Here is a 20,139-nt window from a genome sequence, read left to right on the forward strand (position 1 = left end):
GCGTTTACAGGCGTTGTCAGTGGAAGCGATCCCGCTGGCGGGCGGGAATTGTGAAGCGGGGGCAACAATGACGCATGATTGCGACACCTATGCGGTTGCGAGCAGGGACATCGTCTTCGAATCCTTCGATGGCGAGGCAGTCGTGCTCAACCTTGCGAATGGCAAGTATTTCGGCTTCTCCGATTCCGGCAGCAGGGTTTGGCAGGCGCTCTCGTCCGGGGTCAACACCCAAGCCCTGATCGGGCTGACCGCCGGTGGCTCGACACTGGGCGCGGCGGAACTCGAACACTTCATCTCGCAACTGCTCGAAATGGGGTTGCTGGTGCGTTCAGATCAGGTTGCGCAAGCGCTGCCGGACGAGCTATCCGCCGAGCTTGCCGCCACGAACGAACCGCTCAATGTGAGCATTCACGACGACCTCGCCGACCTGATCATCGTGGATCCCATCCACGAGGTCGAGGAACCCCTCGGCTGGCCGGCGGTCAAGCAGGCATCCTGACGAGCCGGCTGCGTCCGAGATAGAGGGCGCTGGATGCCGCGCGTCACGCTCGAAACCTTGCCGGATTACGCACGGTATCTCATCACCGCCGCGGAAGAAGCCGCTGCAAATTATCCGGCCCCGCTGACGGTCCGCCTGCCTCGACTGGAGCTGACCGCGCATGTCCGTCCCGGTGTGCTCGCGGATGCGCTGGGCCACGCCTTTGTAGAGGCCCATGATGGCCTGACGGCACCGTCGGCATGCCGTATCTTCATCGCTCATCCTGGCATCGGCGGCATCCCTGAGCCGGCGAGGTGGGGCGACGCGCATTTCACCGAATACGGCTTTGCCGAACGGCTCGCCGGGGACGGGCTGCGTGGCCACTATTTTCACGATCTGGATTTCTGGCAGGTCTACGATCCGCAACGCCGCATTGGCGTGCAACTGATGGCGTCGGCCGATGCCTTCCCGCCCTGGGAGCCAACAGCGCCACTGCGGGCCTTCCTGCATTGGGAATATGCGGCGCGCGGCATGCGGCTGACCCATGCCGGCACGCTCGGTGCCAATGGCAAGGGCGTGCTGCTTGCCGGTGCGGGTGGCGCCGGCAAATCCGGCACCGTCGCCGCCGGTCTGCTCAACGGGCTCGACAGCGTCGGCGATGACTATGTGCTGATCGATCTCGTCGGTGGCGTAACCGCGCGGCCTCTGTTTTCAACGCTGAAGCAGGATGCGCGCGGTTTCGCGCGGCTGGGCCTGAAGCAGCGGCTGGGGGTCGAGAACCCCTTGAACTGGCAGGGCAAGCACACTTTTCACATTGTCGACATAGCGCCGCGGCCGGTACCCCCGGCGCTAGACATCGTTGCGCTGGTGGTGCCACATATCGGCGGTGGCGAGGCGAGTTCGATCGTGCCGGTGTCGCGGCGAGACGCCATGATAGCGCTGGCGCCGTCGGGCATCATGCAGATGCCGGGGGAACGCGAAAGCGGCTTTCGTTTCTTCGGCGATCTTACCCGCCTGCTGCCAAGCTACCGCCTGTCCTTGGGAACACATCCCGAGGAGATCGCCGGCACCATTGCGGATTTTCTAACGCGGGTTGCTTCATGAAGTTGAGCGTGATCATGCCTGTCTACAACCGCGAACGCTATGTCGTTTCGGCATTGCGCTCGCTGGTGCGTCAGCGCGACGCCGCCGATCTCGACATCATCGTCATCGATGATGGCTCGACCGACGGTTCGGCGGAGGCCGTGCGCTCGATGATGGGGGAGAACCCCTGCATCCGCCTGTTTCGGCAGGAGAACATGGGCGTGACCAGGACCCGCAACGCCGGCCTCAAGCTGCTCAAACCGGAAACGGAACTCGTGTCGTTCCTCGATTCGGACGATGTCTCGCCGGTCGGACGATTCAAGGCTGATATTGCGTTCTTTCAGGCCGACCCCGATCTTGAGCTCACCTATTCCCTCATGATGTTGGTCGACGGCATCGACGACGACAGGCTGGAACCCGAGCCCGGCAGCCATTTCATGACCGTGAGGGGAATTCATCTGTCATCGGGCATTTTCTCGCGCAAGCTCGTCGATCGGATCGGCGGCTTCGACGAAGCCTTCCACCAGGCGGAGGACACCGACTATCTGCTGCGCACCTTTGAAAGTGGACCCAGATTCGTCACGCCGGATACCGTGGCGCTTTATTACAGGCGTCACCCCGGCAACATGACGAAGCAGGCCGACACATCCCTTCGGGAATTCATGCGAGCCATCCACAAATCGATGCGACGGCGCAAGGCCGACCCCTCCTTGCACGGCGTCGAAGGCATCTTCGATGTCAAGGAACTCGCCAATTGGCGGTTCATGTAGCATGCGGAACTACGGCGTCGTCATACCGGCCTTCAACGCAAGCGGCACGATTGCCGAGACCCTGCTTTCGGTCGCGGCGCAGACGGTGCGGCCTGAACTGGTGGTGATCGTCGACGATGGTTCGACCGACGATCTCGCTTCGGCGATCAGCGGAACGGAGTTGCCGATGCGGCTGTTGCGCCAGGCAAATGCCGGGCCTGGCAGCGCCACGACCAGGGGCATCGCGGCGCTGTCGACGCCGCTCATCGCGACGCTCGATGCGGACGACCTCTGGCTGCCGGACAAGATCGAGAGGCAGCTCGCGCATCTGGAGAGATTTCCCACGACATCGGGGGTTTTCTGTCACTGGCGGAATTTCCGCAACGACCGGCCCGACGCACCCGAGGCCGAGGCTGTGCCCGGCTGGTCGCGCACCACCATGATGATCCGCCGTGAGGTCGCCGAGACGGTTGGGCCAATCGTCGATCCGCCGGGCGGTCGTGGCGAAATGATCGACTGGATCGCCCGGGTGCGCGAAGCGGGCCTTGCCCTCGACATGCTGGACGAGGTGCTGGCGCGGCGCCGCATCCGGCCTGGCAGCCTGTCCTACGGGCGCGATCCGGCACGTGACCGCGGCTATCTCCAGGTCGCGCGGCTCGCCATGCTGCGGCGGGCGCGGAACAAGGCCGGCTCGGGCTGATGGCTGATATTCGCCGTATCGACCGACGCTTCCCGGACTATGGCTGGTCATGGCCGACGGGTGGACTCGATCAATTGCTCAAGGCAGCGCTCCTTCCCGACGAGGACGCCGCTGCCGCCTGCGCCGCACGCTGGCTGGACGAGAACGATATCGATCTCGTCTCGTTCCGCGAGCACCGGCTGCTGGCCGCGATCTCCGACAGGTTCGGCAGGAAGCTCGCCGGCCATTCCGCTTATCCGCGCCTCGTCGGCCTGCAGAAGATGCTGTGGACCAAATCGCGCATGGCCATGCGCGAGGCCGAGCCGGCGCTGAAGTCAATGGCGGATGCGGGATGCCAGGTAATGCTGATCAAGGGTGCCAGCCGCATTGCCTTGAACGCGTCGGCACAGCGCGGCAGGGTGGCGCACGACATCGACATATTGGTGCGGCCGCGGGACATGCAGACAGCCTTCGACGTACTGCGCGATGGTGACTGGCAGATCGCCACCGGCGTCAGCCCGCAATATCTGCGGACAAGACTGGCGTCGCTGCGCTCGATGAATTTCTTCAAGGGCAATCTTGGCGACATCGACCTGCACCAGCTCGCTTATGACGGTTCGCAGCGGAGCGAGGAAGACGACCTGGCCATCTGGCAACGGGCCGATAGCGCCGAATTCAGCGGCGTCGGTGTGCTGGTGCCGTCGCCGGCCGACCGCATCGCGCTTGCCATCGCGCATGGCGGCCTCGACGCCCACACCCACAGCGACTGGCTGGTCGATTGCGCCGTGGCCATTCGCGGCGGCGACGTCGACTGGGACGTGTTCCTCGATGTTGTCGCCAGGCGCGGCCTTGCCGTTGCCGCGGCGGTGGCGCTCTCCTACCTGACGCTTGAAATAGGCGTGACGACGCCGGATCGGGTGCTGGCGCGCGTGCTTGACATGGCCGACCGCTCCGGCCTCTCGCGCTGGTCGGCCGTGCTGCAGGCCAAGCCGCGGACCGATTTCGGCAGACTGGTCTGGCTGTCGCGCGGCCTCGCCAAGCAGTTGCGGCTGAGGCGCAAGAGCGGCCGGCTGCGCCAAGAGCCGCCAGCCAAGGCCTGGCGCGGCAAGCCAGCCCGCAACGAGCCGTCGGAAACGGCGCCGCCGTCGGTCTTCTCACAGGCCATACCTTGCCCGCGAACAATGGGCGAGATGATGCTGGACATCACGGTCAGGATAAGCGTTCCACCGGTCCGCCGCCGCATCGAATTGGAGATCAATGCCGATGACCACCATGTCGCGCGCCTGCGCGCCATGGCCATCAGCCGGTCGGGTGGGGAACGGGTACTGCATTTTCGCGGCAAGGTGACGCTTGATGGCGAAAGGCATGCGCTGACGTTGGAAGCGCGGCCATCGCGGCAATTCCGCCAATGGGACGACGAGGCGACCGTCGCCGCTTATGGCGCACTGCCCTTCCACCTGATCTCGGCGACGTTCTCGCCAATTGCCTGAAATGGAAGCACTCGCCAAGCATCGATCGGCCTGTTGCAAGAGTCTTGGACGAACAATCCAGATCTCGGCGCGGTGCCAACGAACATTGCAGCCTGTAACGGCGCGATTAACTGCACTTTAGGCAATCCCGGCTAGCTTGCGGCGTCAGACAGGTGCATCCGTGCATCCGCCCGTGATTTCGTCGGACTGCGTAGAAATGATCTTTGTTGGAGCGGTCCGATGAGCATGGGAAGTGTCAGAAACATCAGTACCGCGACCGGCTTTGCGTCTTCGATTGGAAGCTTGTCCCCGATCTGGCTTGTCGCGGCCGTGGTGGTGTTCTCCTTTTTCATGCCGTGGACGGCAGGCGACAATACCGACGTCAGCTGGCTCATCGTCATCTGCGAAAAAGTCCTTGATGGCCAGAAGCTCTATGTCGACATTCTGGAAACCAATCCGCCCTTCTCCGTCGCCCTCTATATCGGGCCGGTATGGCTGTCCCACAGGCTCGGCATCTCGCCTGAATCGGCAGTCGAGTGCTTCATCTATCTGGTCTTCTTCGTTTCAATCGGGCTGTCGGCCGTGGTCATCGAGCGAAGCGGAATCTTCGCCGATCTGAAGACGCAGTGGATCTATCCAGCGCTGGCGGTTTTGCTTCTCATCATGCCTGGGAATGTTTTCGGCCAGCGCGAGCATATCGGTACGATGTTGTTCATGCCGATGCTGTTCCTGATGATGTGGCGGATTGAACGCCGCCCGGACGCGCCGGTTCCTCTTGGCCTTGCCGTGGCGGTTGGCCTGGCTGGAAGCGTGCTGCTTCTGGTCAAGCCACATTGGGCAACCGGCATCGTCCTGCCTTACCTCTTCATCGCTTGGCGCAAACGCTCGCTGATGGCGTGCCTGACTGCTGAAAACGTCGTGATCTTCATGGTCTGCGCTGCCTATCTCGTCGGCGTGTATCTGTGGTTTCCCGATTTCCTCGGCGCCTTCCTGCAACTGCTGATGCGCTACTATGTCAGCCTGCGAGCCAACATAAACATGTTAGCCGCATTGCCGACCTTTATCGTCTTTGTCGTTTTCACGGTTTTCCAGATGCGTAAATCCGTCTGGCGAGACGACGTCGCGCTCGCGGTGGCGAGTGCCGCCGGCTTCTTTGTCTCCATGCTTTACCTTGGGAAATACTGGCCCAACCACCAGTATCCCTACCAGACCACGATGGTGTTTGCGATGCTGCTGGCGGTGGCATCCCGGTGGCGAATGGCGCTTGGCCTCGCAAACGCAGAGGCCGCCTCCGAGGTCGCCAGCGTCAAGCTCCATGCCGCAGCCGCGCTGGCCGTGGTCGCCGCGCTTTCGGTGACGCACCACCAGTTCTACCAACTGCCCGAGAAAAACCTGGTCGATGCCATCAAGAGCCGTTACGCCTCGCCATCGATCGTTCAGGTCAGTTCCGACCTTTCCGTCGGCAATCCGCTGACAAGAATGACCAATGGCCGCTGGCTGTCGGCCTATGCTCATGATTGGGTCGGCACCTATGCGCTCTGGGGCCTGATGCGGGGGACATATCAGGGCGAAGACGAGCGCATCGCGCGGCAGGACCTTGAAGATTACACCCGCTACCTCAATTCCCTGATCCGCGACAACAAGCCCGATATCATCCTGATGGATCGGATGAACAAGAAAAAGTCAGCATGGTCGCTCACAGCAGACTTTCCGCCAATCTGGATTGTGTGGATGCGCCAGAATGCGGATTTCCAAACCCTGATGAACGACTACGAAGAAATCGCGAGTGGCGACTACATTGAAGTCTATGCACGGCGCTCGGATGCCCGTTAGAGCAGTTCACCGTTTTACGGAAACGGCGATCTGCTTAACTCTTTGTTTTGACGCGATTCTCAAGGAAAAGCGCTATGCGCTTTTCCCGGGGAAACCGTTTCACACTTTTCCTGGAATTGTTGCTCATCGCTCGCTCACTCGGCTTTCGTCACCCGCCGCAGCGTCAGATTGATCCTGCCGCCGTTCTTCAGCAACGCCGAGGTCGAGGGATAGATGCGGTCGACGCCGTGGAAGCAGAGGCGCCCCTCGCCGCCGAGCACGACGACGTCACCGCTTTTCAGCCTGAATGACTTGGTGGCGCCCTCGCGCGTCGTCTGACCGACCCTGAACAGGCAATCATCGCCCAGTGAGACGGAAACGACGGGTGCCGAGAAATCGGCCTCGTCGCGGTCCTGGTGCAGGCCCATCTTCGCGTCCGCCGTGTAGAAATTGATCAGGCAGGCCTCCGGCGGATTTGGATAGCCCGACACCTGCCGCCAAAGGTCGAGCAGGCCCTCCGGGATCGGCGGCCATGGTTCTCCGGTCAATGGATGCGTCGGCTGGTAGCGATAGCCGCGCTCCTTGTCGGTGACCCAGCCGAGCGTGCCGCAATTGGTCATGCGCACGCTCATCTCCTTGCCGGTGCGCGGCATGGCCGGCACGTACAGTGGGGCCTGCTGGACGATGCTTCTCACCGCCTCGACAAGCGCCTCCTGAACAGTGCGCGGCAGATAGGCCGGCATGTGGCGGACTCCCTTGGGCAGAACGAGCATGGATTTGCGCACCTTGAGATGGTTCAGGTCGGCAAGATGCCACCATCAAGGAGAAACGGCGACCCGAAAGCCGCCGCCGATCTCATCGTGGCTGTTGATGTGGGATGGGTGAATTCGCGAAGGTGTCTCCGCGGAGCGCAACGGGCAAAATCGAAACGCCGCGCGTCCTTTCGGATGCGCGGCGCTTGACTTCGCCGTATCGAAACGGCGCGACCTGGCCGCCAAGTCAGGGGATGCGCAGCACCTGGCCTGGATAGATCTTGTCGGGGTGGGTCAGCATCGGCTTGTTGGCCTCGAAGATGGCCGTATTCTTGACGCCCTGACCCTTGCCATAGCTTTTCTCGGCGATCTTCCAGAGGTTGTCACCCTTCTGAACGGTGTAGAAGGTCGGTTCCTTGGCCGGCGCAGCTGCCTTGCCGGCATCCGGCGCGACCTGCAATTCGTCAGCCTGCACCTTGGAGACACCCAGAGTGTTGCCGACGGCAATCACCGCCTTTTCGAAGATCGACTGGTCCTTGACCACGCCCTTCAGCACCGCCGTGTCACCTTGGACGACGACTTGCACGCCATCGGTGCCGAGCTTGTGCGAATCGAGCTCCTTCTTGAGCGTGTCGGCAGTGGGTGCGGCTTCCTCGTCGCCGCCGATGCCCAGTTTCTTGCCGACGCTCTTGACGAAATCGAACATGCCCATCTTTGGTCTCCCTTGCTGTGGCAACGGCGAAACCTTGCATCTGAGGCGTCAAATGGAAAGCCATTTTATGCACGCGCCGGGTGTGGTGCTTAATCGTTCTCCACCCGACCGCGCAGCTTCTTGATCGTGCCGCGCCCGGCCTTGCTTTTCAGCCGCCGTTCCACCGCGCCTTTCGAGGGGCGCGTCTTCTTGCGCGGCGGCGGTGGCGGCTCCGCGGCCTTGGCCACCAGCGCCGTCAGCCTCGCCCTTGCATCGGCGCGATTCTGCTCCTGGGTACGGAAGCGCCCGGCCTCGATGACGATGACGCCGTCCTTGGTGGCGCGCTGACCGGCAAGCTTGATCGTGCGCGCGCGCACGCGCTCCGAGAGGCCGGCCGCGTTGGCCGCGTCAAAGCGCAGTTGCACGGCCGTCGCCACCTTGTTGACGTTCTGGCCGCCGGGACCGGACGAGCGGATGAAATCCTCGTGCAGGTCGCCCGGATGGATCACGGCTTCGTCTGATATGATGATGTTGTCATCGATCGGCATGCCGCAGTCATGGCGCGGCGGACCGAAAAAGAAAAGGCCCGATCGAAACCGGGCCTTCAGTGGTGCTGAGCGGCGTGACGACTACTCCGCCGCTTCCTGCATGCGAGGCGCCGCACCCATGACGGTCGCATCGACATGCGGCTCGAATTTCTCGAAGTTGACCGCGAACATCCCGACCAGTCTTGCCGCCTGCCGGTCATAGGCAGCCTTGTCGGCCCAGGTCGAGCGCGGATCGAGAATTGAGCTGTCAACGCCAGGCACGGCCACCGGCACCTCGAAGCCGAAATTGGCGTCGGTGCGGAATGCGCCGGTCTTCAGCGAGCCGTCGAGCGCGGCGGCAAGCAGAGCGCGCGTCGCCTTGATCGGCATGCGCTTGCCGGTGCCATAGGCGCCGCCGGTCCAGCCGGTGTTGACCAGCCAGCAATCGGCACCATGGCTGGCGATGAGCGCGCGCAGCAGGTTGCCGTATTCCGACGGATGGCGCGGCATGAACGGCGCGCCGAAACAGGTCGAGAACGTCGCCTCGGGTTCGGTGACGCCCTTTTCGGTTCCGGCCACCTTGGCCGTGTAACCGGAGAGGAAATGATACATCGCCTGCGCCGGGGTCAGCCGCGCGATCGGCGGCATCACGCCGAAGGCATCGGCGGTCAGCATGATGATGTTCCTGGGATGATTGGCGCGTCCGGTCTTCGAGGCGTTGGGGATGAAGTCGAGCGGGTAGGCACAGCGGGTGTTTTCGGTGAGGCGGCCGTCATTGAAGTCGGGCGCGCCGTCGGCGTCGAGCACGACATTTTCCAGCACGGTGCCGAAGCGCTGCGTGGTGGCGAAGATCTCCGGTTCGGCTTCCGCCGACAGCTTGATGGTCTTGGCGTAGCAGCCGCCCTCGAAGTTGAAGATGCCATGCGGTCCCCAGCCATGCTCGTCGTCGCCGATCAGCGTGCGCGACGGATCGGCCGAGAGCGTCGTCTTGCCGGTTCCGGAGAGCCCGAAGAATATGGCGGCGTCGCCGGCCGGCCCCTCATTGGCCGAGCAGTGCATCGGCATCACGCCCTTCTGCGGCAGGAGATAGTTGAGCATGGTGAACACCGACTTCTTCATCTCGCCGGCATAGGAGGTGCCGCCGATCAGCACGATCTTGCGGCTGAGGTCGACGGCGATCACCGTCTCGGTGCGGCTGCCGTGGCGGGCGGGATCGGCGCGGAAGGACGGCAGGTCGATGATCGTCATCTCGGGCACGAACCGCTCGAGTTCGGCGCTATCCGGACGGATAAGCAGATTGCGGATGAACAGCGAGTGCCAGGCAAATTCGGTGATCACCCTGGTGGTGAGCTTCAGCTCCGCGTCGGCGCCGCCAACCAGGTCCTGCACGTAAAGATCCCTGTCCGCGGCGTGGGCCTGGAAATCGGCAAGCAGCGTCTCGAACTGGGCGGGAGAGATCGCCTTGTTGTTGTCCCACCAGACATGGGGCTCGGTGGCGGCGTCGCGGACGACGAATTTGTCCTTGGGCGAACGGCCTGTGTGCTGGCCGGTCTCGGCGACCAGCGCGCCATGCGCGGTCAGCCGGGCCTCGCCGCGCCGGATCGAGTCCTCATAAAGGGCGGCCGCCCCAAAATTGTAGCGCACCACGCCGGTGGTTTTCAGGCCGATACGATCGATCGCGCAAGCAGGATTGCGTTTGCCGACTTCCGACATTGGTGTCCCTTCTTCCATTTGCTGCATCTTTGCCGGCGTATTTCCGGCACGCCCGCTGTACGGGCTGAGATGGTCAGAACCAGAAAAGCCAAATGATATCAAATCATTAATCGATTTAAATATTTTGAAAGTTGTTTAAATCGTTTATATATGCAAAAAGTTTCACGGTTGCCCAAAGGATTGGCCGCGTTCGCTCGTCCAATCCATGTCGAGGTAGGATTGTGGCCTGCGGCGCCCCGCGCGTGACAGCGGACAAGGCCTATGCCACATTTTGTACCTAATTTGTCCTGCAAAAGCCCCTTCTCTACGAAAGAAGGGACAGCTCATGAGGGAGCCGCTTGAAATGGCAACAATCGCGCTTGTCGATGACGACCGCAACATTCTGACGTCGGTGTCGATCGCCCTCGAGTCCGAGGGATATCGTGTCGAGACCTATACGGATGGTGCGTCCGCGCTGGAGGGCCTGGCGGCGCGGCCGCCGAATCTCGCCATCCTCGACATCAAGATGCCGCGCATGGACGGGATGGAGCTTTTGCGCCGGATGCGCCAGAAGTCCGACCTGCCGGTGATCTTCCTGACCTCCAAGGACGATGAGATCGATGAGTTGTTCGGCCTCAAGATGGGCGCCGACGATTTCATCCGCAAACCGTTCTCGCAGCGTCTGCTTGTCGAGCGGGTACGCGCCGTGCTGCGCCGTGCCAGCGCCCGCGAGGCTGCGGCAAAGGCGCCCAGCCAGCAGGCCCGCTCGCTTGAACGCGGCCAGCTCGTCATGGACCAGGAACGCCACACCTGCACCTGGAAAGGCGAACCGGTGACGCTCACCGTCACCGAATTCCTGATCCTGCATTCGCTGGCGCAGCGCCCCGGTGTCGTAAAAAGTCGTGATGCGCTGATGGATTCGGCTTATGATGAGCAGGTCTATGTCGATGACCGCACGATCGACAGTCACATCAAGCGGCTGCGCAAGAAGTTCAAGGCTGTCGACGACGACTTCGAAATGATCGAAACCCTTTACGGAGTCGGGTACCGGTTCCGCGAAGCTTAAGCTGATGCATGTCGCCCAAAAGTGATCCCGTCTGGGGTAGCGACATGCATCGAACCGAAGACTAAGCAGGGCCTGCTATTCGATGGCAGTGGAAGCACAGCGAACAAGACCGGCGGGCGCTGCCAGGCGGCCGTCGCGCATCATGCCGTCCTTCGTGTCGAAGATCACCGTTCCGATGCGCCGCTTCCTCGGCCATCACATCTTTTCCAGCCTGACGCGGCGCATCCTGTTCCTCAACCTTGCCGGCCTGGCTGTCCTGGTCACCGGTATCCTCTATCTCAACACCTTCCGCGACGGGCTGATCGATGCCCGCGTCGAAAGCCTGATGACGCAGGGCGAGATCATCGCCGGCGCGATCGCGGCATCGGCGACGGTCGAGACCGATTCGATCAGCATCGACCCGGAAAAGCTGCTCGAACTGCAGGCCGGCGAAAGCCTGGGGCCGGGCTCCGACCAGCTCGACAATCTGGATTTTCCGATCAATCCCGAACGTGTGGCGCCGGTGCTGCGGCGGTTGATCTCGCCGACCCGGACGCGGGCACGCATCTATGACCGCGACGCCAATCTGCTGCTCGATTCGCGCCATCTCTATTCGCGCGGCCAGATCCTGCGCTACGACCTGCCGCCGGTCGACGAGGAAGAGCCCGACCTTGTCGAGCGCATCCAGAAGTTCATCTTCGACTTCTTCCGCAACACCGACCTGCCGGTCTATCACGAACAGCCGGGCGGCAATGGCGCGGCCTTCCCGGAAGTGGTCAAGGCACTGACCGGGAGCCCGTCGACCATCGTGCGCGTCTCGGAACAGGGCGAGCAGATCGTTTCGGTGGCGGTGCCGATCCAGCGCTTCCGCGCCGTTCTCGGCGTGCTGATGCTGTCGACCGAGGGCGGCGACATCGACAAGATCGTCGCCGCCGAGCGCAAGGCGATCCTGCGCGTCTTCGGTATCGCGGCACTCGTCACCGCCATCCTGTCGATGCTTTTGGCCTCGACCATCGCCAACCCGCTGCGCCGGCTGTCGGCGGCGGCGGTGCGGGTCAGGCGCGGCGTCAAGAGCCGCGAGGAGATCCCGGACTTTTCCGACCGGCAGGACGAGATCGGCAATCTGTCGGTCGCGGTGCGCGACATGACCAACGCGCTCTATGCCCGCATCGAGGCGATCGAAAGCTTCGCCGCCGACGTTTCCCATGAATTGAAGAACCCGCTGACGTCGCTGCGCAGCGCGGTGGAAACCCTGCCGCTGGCCAAGAACGACAATTCGCGCAGCCGGCTGATGGAGATCATCCAGCATGATGTCCGGCGGCTGGACCGGCTCATCACCGATATTTCCGACGCCTCCCGTCTCGACGCCGAACTCGCGCGCGAAGACGCGGGAACCGTGGACCTGAAGAAATTCGTCACCGATCTGGTCGCCGTGTCGCGCGAGACCACCCGCAACAAGAAAGCGGTCGAGATCGAACTCAAGGTCGCCAAGTTGCCGCAGGGCGTCAAAGGCTACTTCGTCGTCGGCCACGATCTGCGTATCGGCCAGGTCATCACCAACCTGATCGAGAATGCGCGTTCCTTCGTTCCCGAGGACCATGGCCACATCAGCCTGTCGCTGGCGCGCGCCGGCAAATTCAACATCCTCACCGTCGACGACAACGGTCCCGGCATCCGCGCCGACAGCATCGACCGCATCTTCGAGCGTTTCTACACCGACCGGCCGGCCGGCGAGGCGTTCGGCCAGAATTCGGGCCTTGGCCTGTCGATCTCCAGGCAGATCGTCGAGGCCCATGGCGGCACGCTGACCGCAGAGAACATTCCCGGCACCAAGCCCGGCGAGATCAAGGGCGCGCGCTTCGTCGTGACGCTGCCGGCCGAAGCATGATCCCGAACCAAAGGTCAGCGCAGCAAGAAGCGGGAACCGGTTTTCGGATGGGATCATGCCTGCTGCAAAAAGACATGATCCGTGCGGCCTGAAAACATTCACGCGACGGCGGTCCTGATCGGCGAACGTGGCGTTCTGGTCAGCGGCGCGTCCGGTTCAGGCAAGACGACATTGGCCCTGACGCTCATCGACCATTGCCGTCAGCGCGGATTATCCTCACGGCTGGTCGGCGACGACCAGCTTTTCATCGAGGTGCATGCGGGGCGGCTGGTATGCCGCGCACCCGCCACCATCGCCGGCCTCGCCGAAGTGCCGGGACTTGGACCCCGGCCGCTGCCGTTCGAACCCGCCTGCGTCGTCGACCTGCATATACGCCTGCTGCCGGCCGGCGAAATCGCGCGCTTCCAGGAGGACGCCAGTGACGAGATCGCCGGGTGCGCGGTGCCGCGGATCGATCTGGCCGAACGCAATGTCCAGGCTGCCCTGCCCGCGGTGATGGCGCGGCTGTCCATCATGCCTTTTCTATGATCCGCCCGGAATTTTTTGCTGCAATGCGTCAAAATGGCATGGGCAGGCGCAATTTTGGGCTTGTCAACGGGCCGCGCGTCGACAAGATAGCGCTCCCGCCGCCTGGAATGGCTGGCGAGCATAAAATGCGCCTGTGAAGCGGCGATGACGGGAGCCACCAAAGAATGATCGGACTCGTGCTTGTAACGCACGGTCAACTGGCCACCGAGTTCCGACATGCCGTCGAACATGTCGTCGGGCCACAAGACAATTTCGAAACCGTGGCGATCGGTGCCGACGACGATATGGAACAGCGTCGCCGCGACATCGTCGACGCCGTCGCCCGTGTCGATACCGGAGCCGGCGTCATCGTGCTGACCGACATGTTCGGCGGCACGCCGTCGAATCTTGCCATCTCGGTGATGGAGTCCGGCCGCACCGAGGTGATCGCCGGCATGAACCTGCCGATGCTGATCAAGCTGTCGTCGATCCGCAAGGGCGACAACATGGCGGCCGCGCTCGATGAGGCGCAGGCTGCCGGCCGCAAATACATCAATGTCGCCAGCCAGCTTCTGAGCAGCAAATGAACGCGCTTTCCTCGGAAAAAGACCAGATCGTCCGGGAGTTTCCGATCGTCAACCAGCGCGGCCTGCATGCACGCGCCTCGGCGAAATTCGTCCAGCTCGCCAGCGGCTTCAATGCCGCGGTCCATGTCGAGAAGGACGGCGTCAAGGTCGGCGGCACGTCGATCATGGGCCTGATGATGCTGGCCGCCAGCCCGGGATACTCGATCCGTGTCACCGCCAGCGGACCCGAGGCGCTCGAGGTCATGGACGCGCTGGAGCAGCTTGTCGCCTCCCGCTTCGGCGAGGAATGCTGATCCCCTGCATCGCCAAGGCATGCTTGCGAGACATGCAGGGATAAAGATTTCTTTATATCCCATTGTCGTTTCGACATCGATCTGCTAGTCAGACCGGCAATTCGCGCCCTTCGACGCGCCAACCGGCGCGGGCGCATCCGCAACCAATTCGCAGCATAACAATTCGCATCGGAGCACTGCCATGACGGGTAGCAAGGATTATGTGGTCGCCGACATCTCGCTTGCCGGCTGGGGCCGCAAGGAACTCGATATCGCCGAAACCGAAATGCCGGGCCTGATGGCCTGCCGCGAGGAGTTCGGCGCCAAGAAACCGCTGAAGGGCGCGCGCATCACCGGCTCGCTGCACATGACCATCCAGACCGCGGTGCTGATCGAAACGCTGAAGGTGCTCGGCGCCGATATCCGCTGGGCGTCCTGCAACATCTTCTCGACCCAGGACCATGCCGCCGCGGCGATCGCCGAGGCTGGCATTCCTGTCTTCGCCGTCAAGGGCGAGAGCCTCGAACAGTACTGGGACTACACCGACCGGATCTTCCAGTGGCCTGACGGCGGCCTCTCCAACATGATCCTCGACGACGGTGGCGATGCCACCATGTACATCCTGATCGGCGCCCGCGCCGAGGCCGGCGAGGACGTGCTGTCCAACCCGCAGAGCGAGGAAGAGGAATATTTCTACGCCCAGGTCAAGAAGCGCCTGAAGGCTTCGCCCGGCTTCTTCACCAAACAGAAGGCGGCGATCCGCGGCGTCACCGAAGAGACGACCACCGGCGTCAACCGGCTTTACCAGCTGCAGAAGAAGGGCCTGCTGCCCTTCCCGGCCATCAACGTCAACGACTCGGTCACCAAGTCGAAGTTCGACAACAAATACGGCTGCAAGGAATCGCTGGTCGACGGCATCCGGCGCGGCACCGACACGATGATGGCCGGCAAGGTCGCGGTCGTCTGCGGTTATGGCGACGTCGGCAAGGGCTCGTCCGCCTCGCTCAAGGGCGCCGGCGCCCGCGTCAAGGTCACCGAGGTCGATCCGATCTGCGCCCTGCAGGCGGCGATGGACGGCTTTGAAGTCGTCACGCTGGAAGACGCGGCTCCGACCGCCGACATCATCATCACCACCACCGGCAACAAGGACGTCGTCACCCTCGACCACATGCGGTCGATGAAGGACATGGTGATCGTCGGCAATATCGGCCACTTCGACAACGAGATCCAGGTGGCGTCGCTGCGCAATCTGAAATGGACCAATGTCAAGCCGCAGGTCGACATGATCACCTTCCCGGACGGCAAGCGGATGATCCTCTTGTCGGAAGGCCGCCTGCTCAATCTCGGCAATGCCACCGGCCATCCGAGTTTCGTCATGTCGGCCTCCTTCACCAACCAGGTTCTGGCCCAGATCGAGCTCTTCACCAAGGGCGAGCAGTACCAGAACCAGGTCTATGTCCTGCCCAAGCATCTCGACGAGAAGGTCGCGCGCCTGCATCTCGACAAGCTCGGCGCCCGCCTGACCGAACTGTCGGGTGAGCAGGCCGCCTATATCGGCGTCACGCCGCAGGGTCCGTTCAAGCCGGAACACTACCGCTATTAACCAAAGCTAAATTTACTACCATATATTGACGCCGGGCGATTGACTTTTCGCCCGGCTTTATTTTTGCGCGGGATCAGCCTTCACGGCGATTCGGCGAGGGTTTATTGTCAGGTGATTCGCGACGCTTCCGGCCCGAGAGGGGATCAGAGAGGCGCGTTTCAGGGCGGTCTTGCATTCAGGCGGCGGAGAGGACCAAGACATGCCGGGGCAAAACCCGCACGGAGCGGGATCGGCCGTTTCCGGCGGCCATGACGATTCGGGGACCTTAGGCTCGGCCATCCAGGGCGGACGCCTTTCATGGCGTGCCCGCGCGGGACTGTTGCTGGCCGGTTCAGCACTGGCCTGGCCTTTGGCCGGTGCCGTGGCGCATGCCGAGACCGCCGCCGTGGCGACCGCCGGCCTGTCGATCAGCACGGTCGAAGTCATGCAGCTTGCGGTGTTCGTCGGCGTGACGGGCGCGGCGCTGCTGTCGGCCATCGTTCTCATCCGCGAACGGGCCCGCACCTCGGCGGAGAATGTCGAACTGAGAAGCCGCGTCGCCGACGTCAACGCGGCACTGCGCCGGTCGGAAGCGTTGCTTAATCTGCGCGACCAGCGCGTGGTCGTCTGGGCCTCGGAGAACAAGAAACCCGAGCTCGTCGGCACATTGCCGGTAGAAAGCGGCGCCCCGGAAGAGCGAGCGGCTTTCCTCGCCTTCGGCCGCTGGCTGATGCCGCGCTCGGCGGCGGCACTCGAACATGCGATCGCGGGCTTGCGCGAAAAGGCGAGGCCTTTCGACCTGGTCATCGAATCGCAGGCTGGCGCACCGCTCGAAGTGCATGGCCGCAAGAGTGCCGCGCATATATTGGTGCGGTTTGTCTCGCTTTCCGAGACGCAGCGCAGCCAGGCCCGCCTGAAGATCGAGAACCAGCGTCTGGCCGCCGACCATGACACGATGATCGGCCTGCTCGAGGCGCTGAAGATGCCGGCGTGGCTGCGCGACGAGCACGGACGCCTGAAATGGGTCAACCGGGCCTATGCCGACGCGGTCGAAGCCGAAAGCGCGGAAGCCGCCGTCCGCGACGCCAAGGAATTTCTTGGCGGCCAGGCGCGCGAGGCCATTGCCGCCCAACACAAATCGCATCCGGTCTTCGAACAGTCGCTTTCCACTGTGATCGAAGGCGACCGCCGCGTGTTCGCGGTGACGGACTTCGCCGGCGGCGACGGTTCGGCGGGCCTTGCCTGCGACACCAGCGCGATCGAGACCATCCGCGGCGAATATGAGCGGACGGTGCGCAGCCACGCCGATACGCTCGACCAGCTCAACACCGCGGTCGCCATCTTCGACACCGACGAGAAGCTGCGCTTCTTCAACCAGGCGTTCCAGAAGCTGTGGGGGCTCGACAGCGGCTTCCTGCACAGCGCTCCAGACAATGCGCTTTTGCTCGACCGGCTGCGCAGCGAAGGCAAGATCGCCGAACAACCCGAATGGCGCCGCTGGAAGGAAGGACTGCTCGGCGCCTACCGCGCGGTCGAATCGCAGGAACATTGGTGGCATCTGCCGGATGGCAAGACCATTCGCGTCGTTGCCAACCCGCAGCCCAAGGGCGGCGTCACCTGGGTGTTCGAGAACCTGACCGAGAAGATGGACCTGGAAAGCCGCTACCGGACCGCGGTGCGGGTCCAGGGCGAAACGCTCGACAATCTCGCCGAGGGCGTGGCGGTATTCGGTCCCGATGGCCGGTTGCGGCTGTCGAACCCGGCCTTTGCCACGCTGTGGGGGCTGAGCGCGGACGCGGCCAAGCCCAACGTGCACGTGTCGACGATCCGTGATCTTTGCGACCGGCAGGCGGTCGACAGTCCCTGGCCTGGCTTCGTCGCCGCCATCACCGGGTTCGACGATGAGCGCCGCGACCGTCACGGGCAGAGCGAGCTCAACAACGGCACCGTGCTGCGTTACGCCGTGATTCCACTGCCCAACGGGCAAGTGATGATGACCTTCGTCGACGTCACCGACAGCGTCCACGTCGAACGCGCGCTGAAGGACAAGAACGAGGCGCTGGAAAAGTCAGATCAGCTCAAGAACGACTTCGTCCAGCACGTGTCCTACGAACTGCGCTCGCCGCTGACCAACATCATCGGCTTCACCGAACTGCTTTCAGTGCCCACGACGGGCCCGCTGAATCAAAAGCAGCGCGAATATGTCGAGCATGTCAGCTCGTCCTCCTCGGTCCTGCTGACCATCGTCAACGACATACTGGACCTTGCGACCGTCGACGCGGGCATCATGCAGCTCGACATTTCAGAGGTTCATGTCGACCGCACCATCGCGGCGGCGGCGGAACTGGTTGCCGATCGGCTGCAGGAGCATTCGATCCGACTCGAGGTCGATGCCGCTGCCGCGCCGAAGACGTTCCACGGCGATGAAACCCGCATCCGCCAGATCCTCTACAATCTGCTCAGCAACGCCGCCAACTACGCGCCGGAAGCCAGCAGCATCCGGCTCGCCTGCCGCCAGTTGGCGGACGGGGTGGAATTCTCGGTTCATGACGACGGCCCCGGCATGCCGCCGGACGTGCTGGATTCGGTGTTCCGCCGCTTCGAACCGCGTACCAATGGCGGCCGCAGGCGCGGCGCCGGCCTAGGCCTGTCGATCGTCAAGAGCTTCGTTGAACTGCATGGCGGCGGCGTTCGCATCGAAACCGGCAAGGACAAGGGCACGACCGTCATCTGCACCTTCCCCGACATGCCCGGCATCCGCGCCGCGGCCGAGTAACGCGCTCGATGACGGCGCTTGTGCTTGAGCGTTTGCTCCCTGATGAGACACAGACCGCGCGGCTGGGCGAGGATCTGGCGCTGGCGCTGCGCGCCGGCGATGTGCTGGCGCTCAAAGGCGATCTCGGCGCCGGCAAGTCGACACTCGCGCGGGCGCTGATCCGGACGCTTGCGGACGATGCCGGCCTCGACGTGCCGAGCCCGACCTTCACTTTGGTGCAGAGCTACGACACGCGCATTCCGGTGCATCATTTCGACCTCTACCGCCTGGCGTCTGCGAGTGAGCTCGACGAACTCGGCTTCGATGAAGCGCTGGCGCAAGGGGCAGCCCTGGTCGAATGGCCCGAACGGGCGGAGGGCTATCTGCCGAAGACAGCGCTGTCGATCGAACTCGTCCAGCATGGCGAAGGGCGGCTGGCGCGGCTGTCGGGGCAAGGGGCGGCCTTCGAGCGGGCGGCGCGGTCCCTGGCCATGCGCGATTTTCTCGACAGCGCCGGCTGGGGGACAGCGCGGCGCCGCCATTTCATCGGCGATGCCTCGGCCCGTTCCTATGAGATCGTGACGCTTGCCGGCCAGGAGCCGCGCGTGCTGATGAACTCGCCGCGGCTGGTGCTCGGCCCGCCGGTGCGCGACGGCAAGCCCTACGCCGTGATCGCGCACACCGCCCAGTCTGTCTCCGCCTTCGTCGCCATCGACCGTGCCTTGAAGACCGGCGGCGTCAGTGTTCCGCAAATCCATGCCGAGGACCAGGACCAGGGTTTTCTGCTGCTCGAGCATCTCGGTTCCGAAGGATTTCTCGGCAAGGACGGCGAGCCGGTGGCCGAGCGTTATGCGGCGGCCGCCGAGCTGCTGGCCATGATGCACCGCAAGACCTGGCCGCAACGCCTGGAGGCCCGACCGGGCAGCTTCCACGAGGTGCCGCCTTTCGACCGCGACGCGATGATGATCGAAGCCGATCTTTTGGTCGACTGGTACGTGCCGGCCATATCGAGTGGCGCGGCCAGCGAGGATCTGCGCACGGGCTACGCCAGGCAATGGAACGCGCTTTTCGACCGGCTGCAGGGAAGCGAATACACGCTGATGCTGCGCGACTTCCATTCGCCCAACATCATCTGGCGCGGCGACCGCTCCGGGCATGACCGGTTGGGCATCGTGGACTTCCAGGACGCGCTTATCGGCCCGTCGGCCTATGACGTCGCCTCGCTGGCCATGGATGCCCGTGTCACCCTGTCGCCCGAGATCGAAAAGCAGACGCTCGATGCCTATGTCGCGGCGCGACATGCAGCAGGGGGGTTCAACGAAGCGAGCTTCCTGGAAGCCTATGCGATCATGGCCGCGCAGCGCAATTCGAAGATCCTCGGCATTTTCGTGCGCCTCGAAAAACGCGACGGCAAACCCTATTATCTCAGGCACCTGCCGCGCATCCGCGACTATCTGCGCCGGGCACTGTCCCATCCGGCGCTCGCCAGCTTGAAGGATTTCTACGACACGCACGGCCTGCTTGAGGAACGAACGCTGTGACAAGACCGGATACCGCCATCGTGCTCGCCG

General features: G+C 63.3%; 18 protein-coding genes. 14 read left to right on the forward strand and 4 right to left on the reverse strand.

Going from position 1 to position 20,139, the window contains the following annotated elements; translation table 11 throughout:
* Positions 1-67: 67 nt before the first annotated feature.
* The 6 genes from EB231_RS01930 (at position 68) to EB231_RS01955 (ending at position 6,291) form a co-directional block, all read left to right on the forward strand.
* Positions 68-499: a PqqD family protein gene (locus tag EB231_RS01930; protein ID WP_172347354.1), complete on the forward strand. Its 432-nt coding sequence runs from the start codon at positions 68-70 to the stop codon at positions 497-499.
* Between the two features lie 33 nt (positions 500-532).
* Positions 533-1,582 carry a serine kinase gene (locus EB231_RS01935; RefSeq protein ID WP_172347355.1) on the forward strand — a complete coding sequence of 350 codons (1,050 nt, stop codon included), beginning with the start codon at positions 533-535 and terminating at the stop codon, positions 1,580-1,582.
* The gene (locus EB231_RS01940) at positions 1,579-2,331 is read left to right on the forward strand and encodes a glycosyltransferase family 2 protein (RefSeq protein ID WP_172347356.1); all 753 of its coding nucleotides are present in this window, start codon (positions 1,579-1,581) and stop codon (positions 2,329-2,331) included. Before EB231_RS01935 ends, EB231_RS01940 begins: the two co-directional genes overlap by 4 nt.
* Before the next feature lies 1 nt (position 2,332).
* Positions 2,333-3,010: a glycosyltransferase family 2 protein gene (locus EB231_RS01945; RefSeq protein WP_172347357.1), complete on the forward strand. Its 678-nt coding sequence runs from the start codon at positions 2,333-2,335 to the stop codon at positions 3,008-3,010.
* Complete coding sequence (locus tag EB231_RS01950; RefSeq protein ID WP_172347358.1) at positions 3,010-4,479, forward strand: nucleotidyltransferase family protein; 1,470 nt, start codon at positions 3,010-3,012, stop codon at positions 4,477-4,479. Before EB231_RS01945 ends, EB231_RS01950 begins: the two co-directional genes overlap by 1 nt.
* Before the next feature lie 282 nt (positions 4,480-4,761).
* On the forward strand, positions 4,762-6,291 hold the full coding sequence (locus EB231_RS01955) for a hypothetical protein (RefSeq protein ID WP_206681890.1): 1,530 nt from the start codon (positions 4,762-4,764) through the stop codon (positions 6,289-6,291).
* A gap of 134 nt (positions 6,292-6,425) precedes the next feature.
* Here EB231_RS01955 and EB231_RS01960 read toward each other — a convergent pair whose 3' ends face one another.
* From EB231_RS01960 to EB231_RS01975, 4 genes are all read right to left on the reverse strand, one after another.
* Positions 6,426-7,043: an alpha-ketoglutarate-dependent dioxygenase AlkB family protein gene (locus EB231_RS01960; RefSeq protein ID WP_172347360.1), complete on the reverse strand. Its 618-nt coding sequence runs from the start codon at positions 7,041-7,043 to the stop codon at positions 6,426-6,428.
* A 226-nt stretch (positions 7,044-7,269) separates the two neighbouring features.
* Entirely contained in the window at positions 7,270-7,734 is a 465-nt protein-coding gene (lysM, locus tag EB231_RS01965) for a peptidoglycan-binding protein LysM (RefSeq protein WP_172347361.1), read from the reverse strand.
* Positions 7,735-7,823: 89 nt separating this feature from the next.
* Positions 7,824-8,261 carry an alternative ribosome rescue aminoacyl-tRNA hydrolase ArfB gene (gene arfB, locus EB231_RS01970; protein ID WP_056569055.1) on the reverse strand — a complete coding sequence of 146 codons (438 nt, stop codon included), beginning with the start codon at positions 8,259-8,261 and terminating at the stop codon, positions 7,824-7,826.
* Positions 8,262-8,342: 81 nt separating this feature from the next.
* Positions 8,343-9,953, reverse strand: a complete 1,611-nt coding sequence (locus EB231_RS01975; RefSeq protein ID WP_172347362.1) for a phosphoenolpyruvate carboxykinase — start codon at positions 9,951-9,953, stop codon at positions 8,343-8,345.
* A 343-nt stretch (positions 9,954-10,296) separates the two neighbouring features.
* Here EB231_RS01975 and EB231_RS01980 point away from each other — a divergent pair, with 343 nt between their 5' ends.
* From EB231_RS01980 to tsaE, 8 genes are all read left to right on the forward strand, one after another.
* Positions 10,297-10,998, forward strand: coding sequence for a response regulator transcription factor (locus EB231_RS01980; RefSeq protein WP_010912942.1), 702 nt, complete (start codon positions 10,297-10,299; stop codon positions 10,996-10,998).
* An 82-nt stretch (positions 10,999-11,080) separates the two neighbouring features.
* The gene (locus EB231_RS01985; protein ID WP_172347363.1) at positions 11,081-12,865 is read left to right on the forward strand and encodes a sensor histidine kinase; all 1,785 of its coding nucleotides are present in this window, start codon (positions 11,081-11,083) and stop codon (positions 12,863-12,865) included.
* 81 nt (positions 12,866-12,946) lie between these two features.
* Positions 12,947-13,393 (forward strand): HPr kinase/phosphorylase, encoded by a 447-nt coding sequence (locus EB231_RS01990; protein ID WP_172347364.1) that lies wholly within the window; start codon positions 12,947-12,949, stop codon positions 13,391-13,393.
* A 164-nt stretch (positions 13,394-13,557) separates the two neighbouring features.
* Complete coding sequence (locus tag EB231_RS01995) at positions 13,558-13,959, forward strand: PTS sugar transporter subunit IIA (protein ID WP_010912939.1); 402 nt, start codon at positions 13,558-13,560, stop codon at positions 13,957-13,959.
* Positions 13,956-14,252, forward strand: coding sequence for an HPr family phosphocarrier protein (locus EB231_RS02000; protein ID WP_056569043.1), 297 nt, complete (start codon positions 13,956-13,958; stop codon positions 14,250-14,252). Before EB231_RS01995 ends, EB231_RS02000 begins: the two co-directional genes overlap by 4 nt.
* 181 nt (positions 14,253-14,433) lie before the next feature.
* Positions 14,434-15,834, forward strand: coding sequence for an adenosylhomocysteinase (gene ahcY / locus EB231_RS02005; RefSeq protein ID WP_172347365.1), 1,401 nt, complete (start codon positions 14,434-14,436; stop codon positions 15,832-15,834).
* Between the two features lie 199 nt (positions 15,835-16,033).
* Positions 16,034-18,589, forward strand: coding sequence for a sensor histidine kinase (locus EB231_RS02010; RefSeq protein WP_172347366.1), 2,556 nt, complete (start codon positions 16,034-16,036; stop codon positions 18,587-18,589).
* A gap of 8 nt (positions 18,590-18,597) precedes the next feature.
* Positions 18,598-20,109, forward strand: coding sequence for a tRNA (adenosine(37)-N6)-threonylcarbamoyltransferase complex ATPase subunit type 1 TsaE (gene tsaE, locus EB231_RS02015; protein ID WP_172347367.1), 1,512 nt, complete (start codon positions 18,598-18,600; stop codon positions 20,107-20,109).
* Positions 20,110-20,139 lie beyond the last annotated feature (30 nt).

The sequence above is a fragment of the Mesorhizobium sp. NZP2298 genome, assembly GCF_013170825.1.
GTDB lineage: Bacteria > Pseudomonadota > Alphaproteobacteria > Rhizobiales > Rhizobiaceae > Mesorhizobium.

Coding starts and splice junctions, on each gene's coding strand:
- EB231_RS01950 (WP_172347358.1), top strand. CDS start 3,010: ATGGCTGATATTCGCCGTATCGACCGACGCTTCCCGGACTATGGCTGG.
- EB231_RS01945 (WP_172347357.1), top strand. CDS start 2,333: ATGCGGAACTACGGCGTCGTCATACCGGCCTTCAACGCAAGCGGCACG.
- EB231_RS01930 (WP_172347354.1), top strand. CDS start 68: ATGACGCATGATTGCGACACCTATGCGGTTGCGAGCAGGGACATCGTC.
- EB231_RS01935 (WP_172347355.1), top strand. CDS start 533: ATGCCGCGCGTCACGCTCGAAACCTTGCCGGATTACGCACGGTATCTC.
- ahcY (WP_172347365.1), top strand. CDS start 14,434: ATGACGGGTAGCAAGGATTATGTGGTCGCCGACATCTCGCTTGCCGGC.
- EB231_RS02010 (WP_172347366.1), top strand. CDS start 16,034: ATGCCGGGGCAAAACCCGCACGGAGCGGGATCGGCCGTTTCCGGCGGC.
- EB231_RS01960 (WP_172347360.1), bottom strand. CDS start 7,043: ATGCTCGTTCTGCCCAAGGGAGTCCGCCACATGCCGGCCTATCTGCCG.
- lysM (WP_172347361.1), bottom strand. CDS start 7,734: ATGGGCATGTTCGATTTCGTCAAGAGCGTCGGCAAGAAACTGGGCATC.
- EB231_RS01985 (WP_172347363.1), top strand. CDS start 11,081: ATGGCAGTGGAAGCACAGCGAACAAGACCGGCGGGCGCTGCCAGGCGG.
- arfB (WP_056569055.1), bottom strand. CDS start 8,261: ATGCCGATCGATGACAACATCATCATATCAGACGAAGCCGTGATCCAT.
- EB231_RS01995 (WP_010912939.1), top strand. CDS start 13,558: ATGATCGGACTCGTGCTTGTAACGCACGGTCAACTGGCCACCGAGTTC.
- EB231_RS01940 (WP_172347356.1), top strand. CDS start 1,579: ATGAAGTTGAGCGTGATCATGCCTGTCTACAACCGCGAACGCTATGTC.
- EB231_RS01980 (WP_010912942.1), top strand. CDS start 10,297: ATGGCAACAATCGCGCTTGTCGATGACGACCGCAACATTCTGACGTCG.
- tsaE (WP_172347367.1), top strand. CDS start 18,598: ATGACGGCGCTTGTGCTTGAGCGTTTGCTCCCTGATGAGACACAGACC.
- EB231_RS02000 (WP_056569043.1), top strand. CDS start 13,956: ATGAACGCGCTTTCCTCGGAAAAAGACCAGATCGTCCGGGAGTTTCCG.
- EB231_RS01975 (WP_172347362.1), bottom strand. CDS start 9,953: ATGTCGGAAGTCGGCAAACGCAATCCTGCTTGCGCGATCGATCGTATC.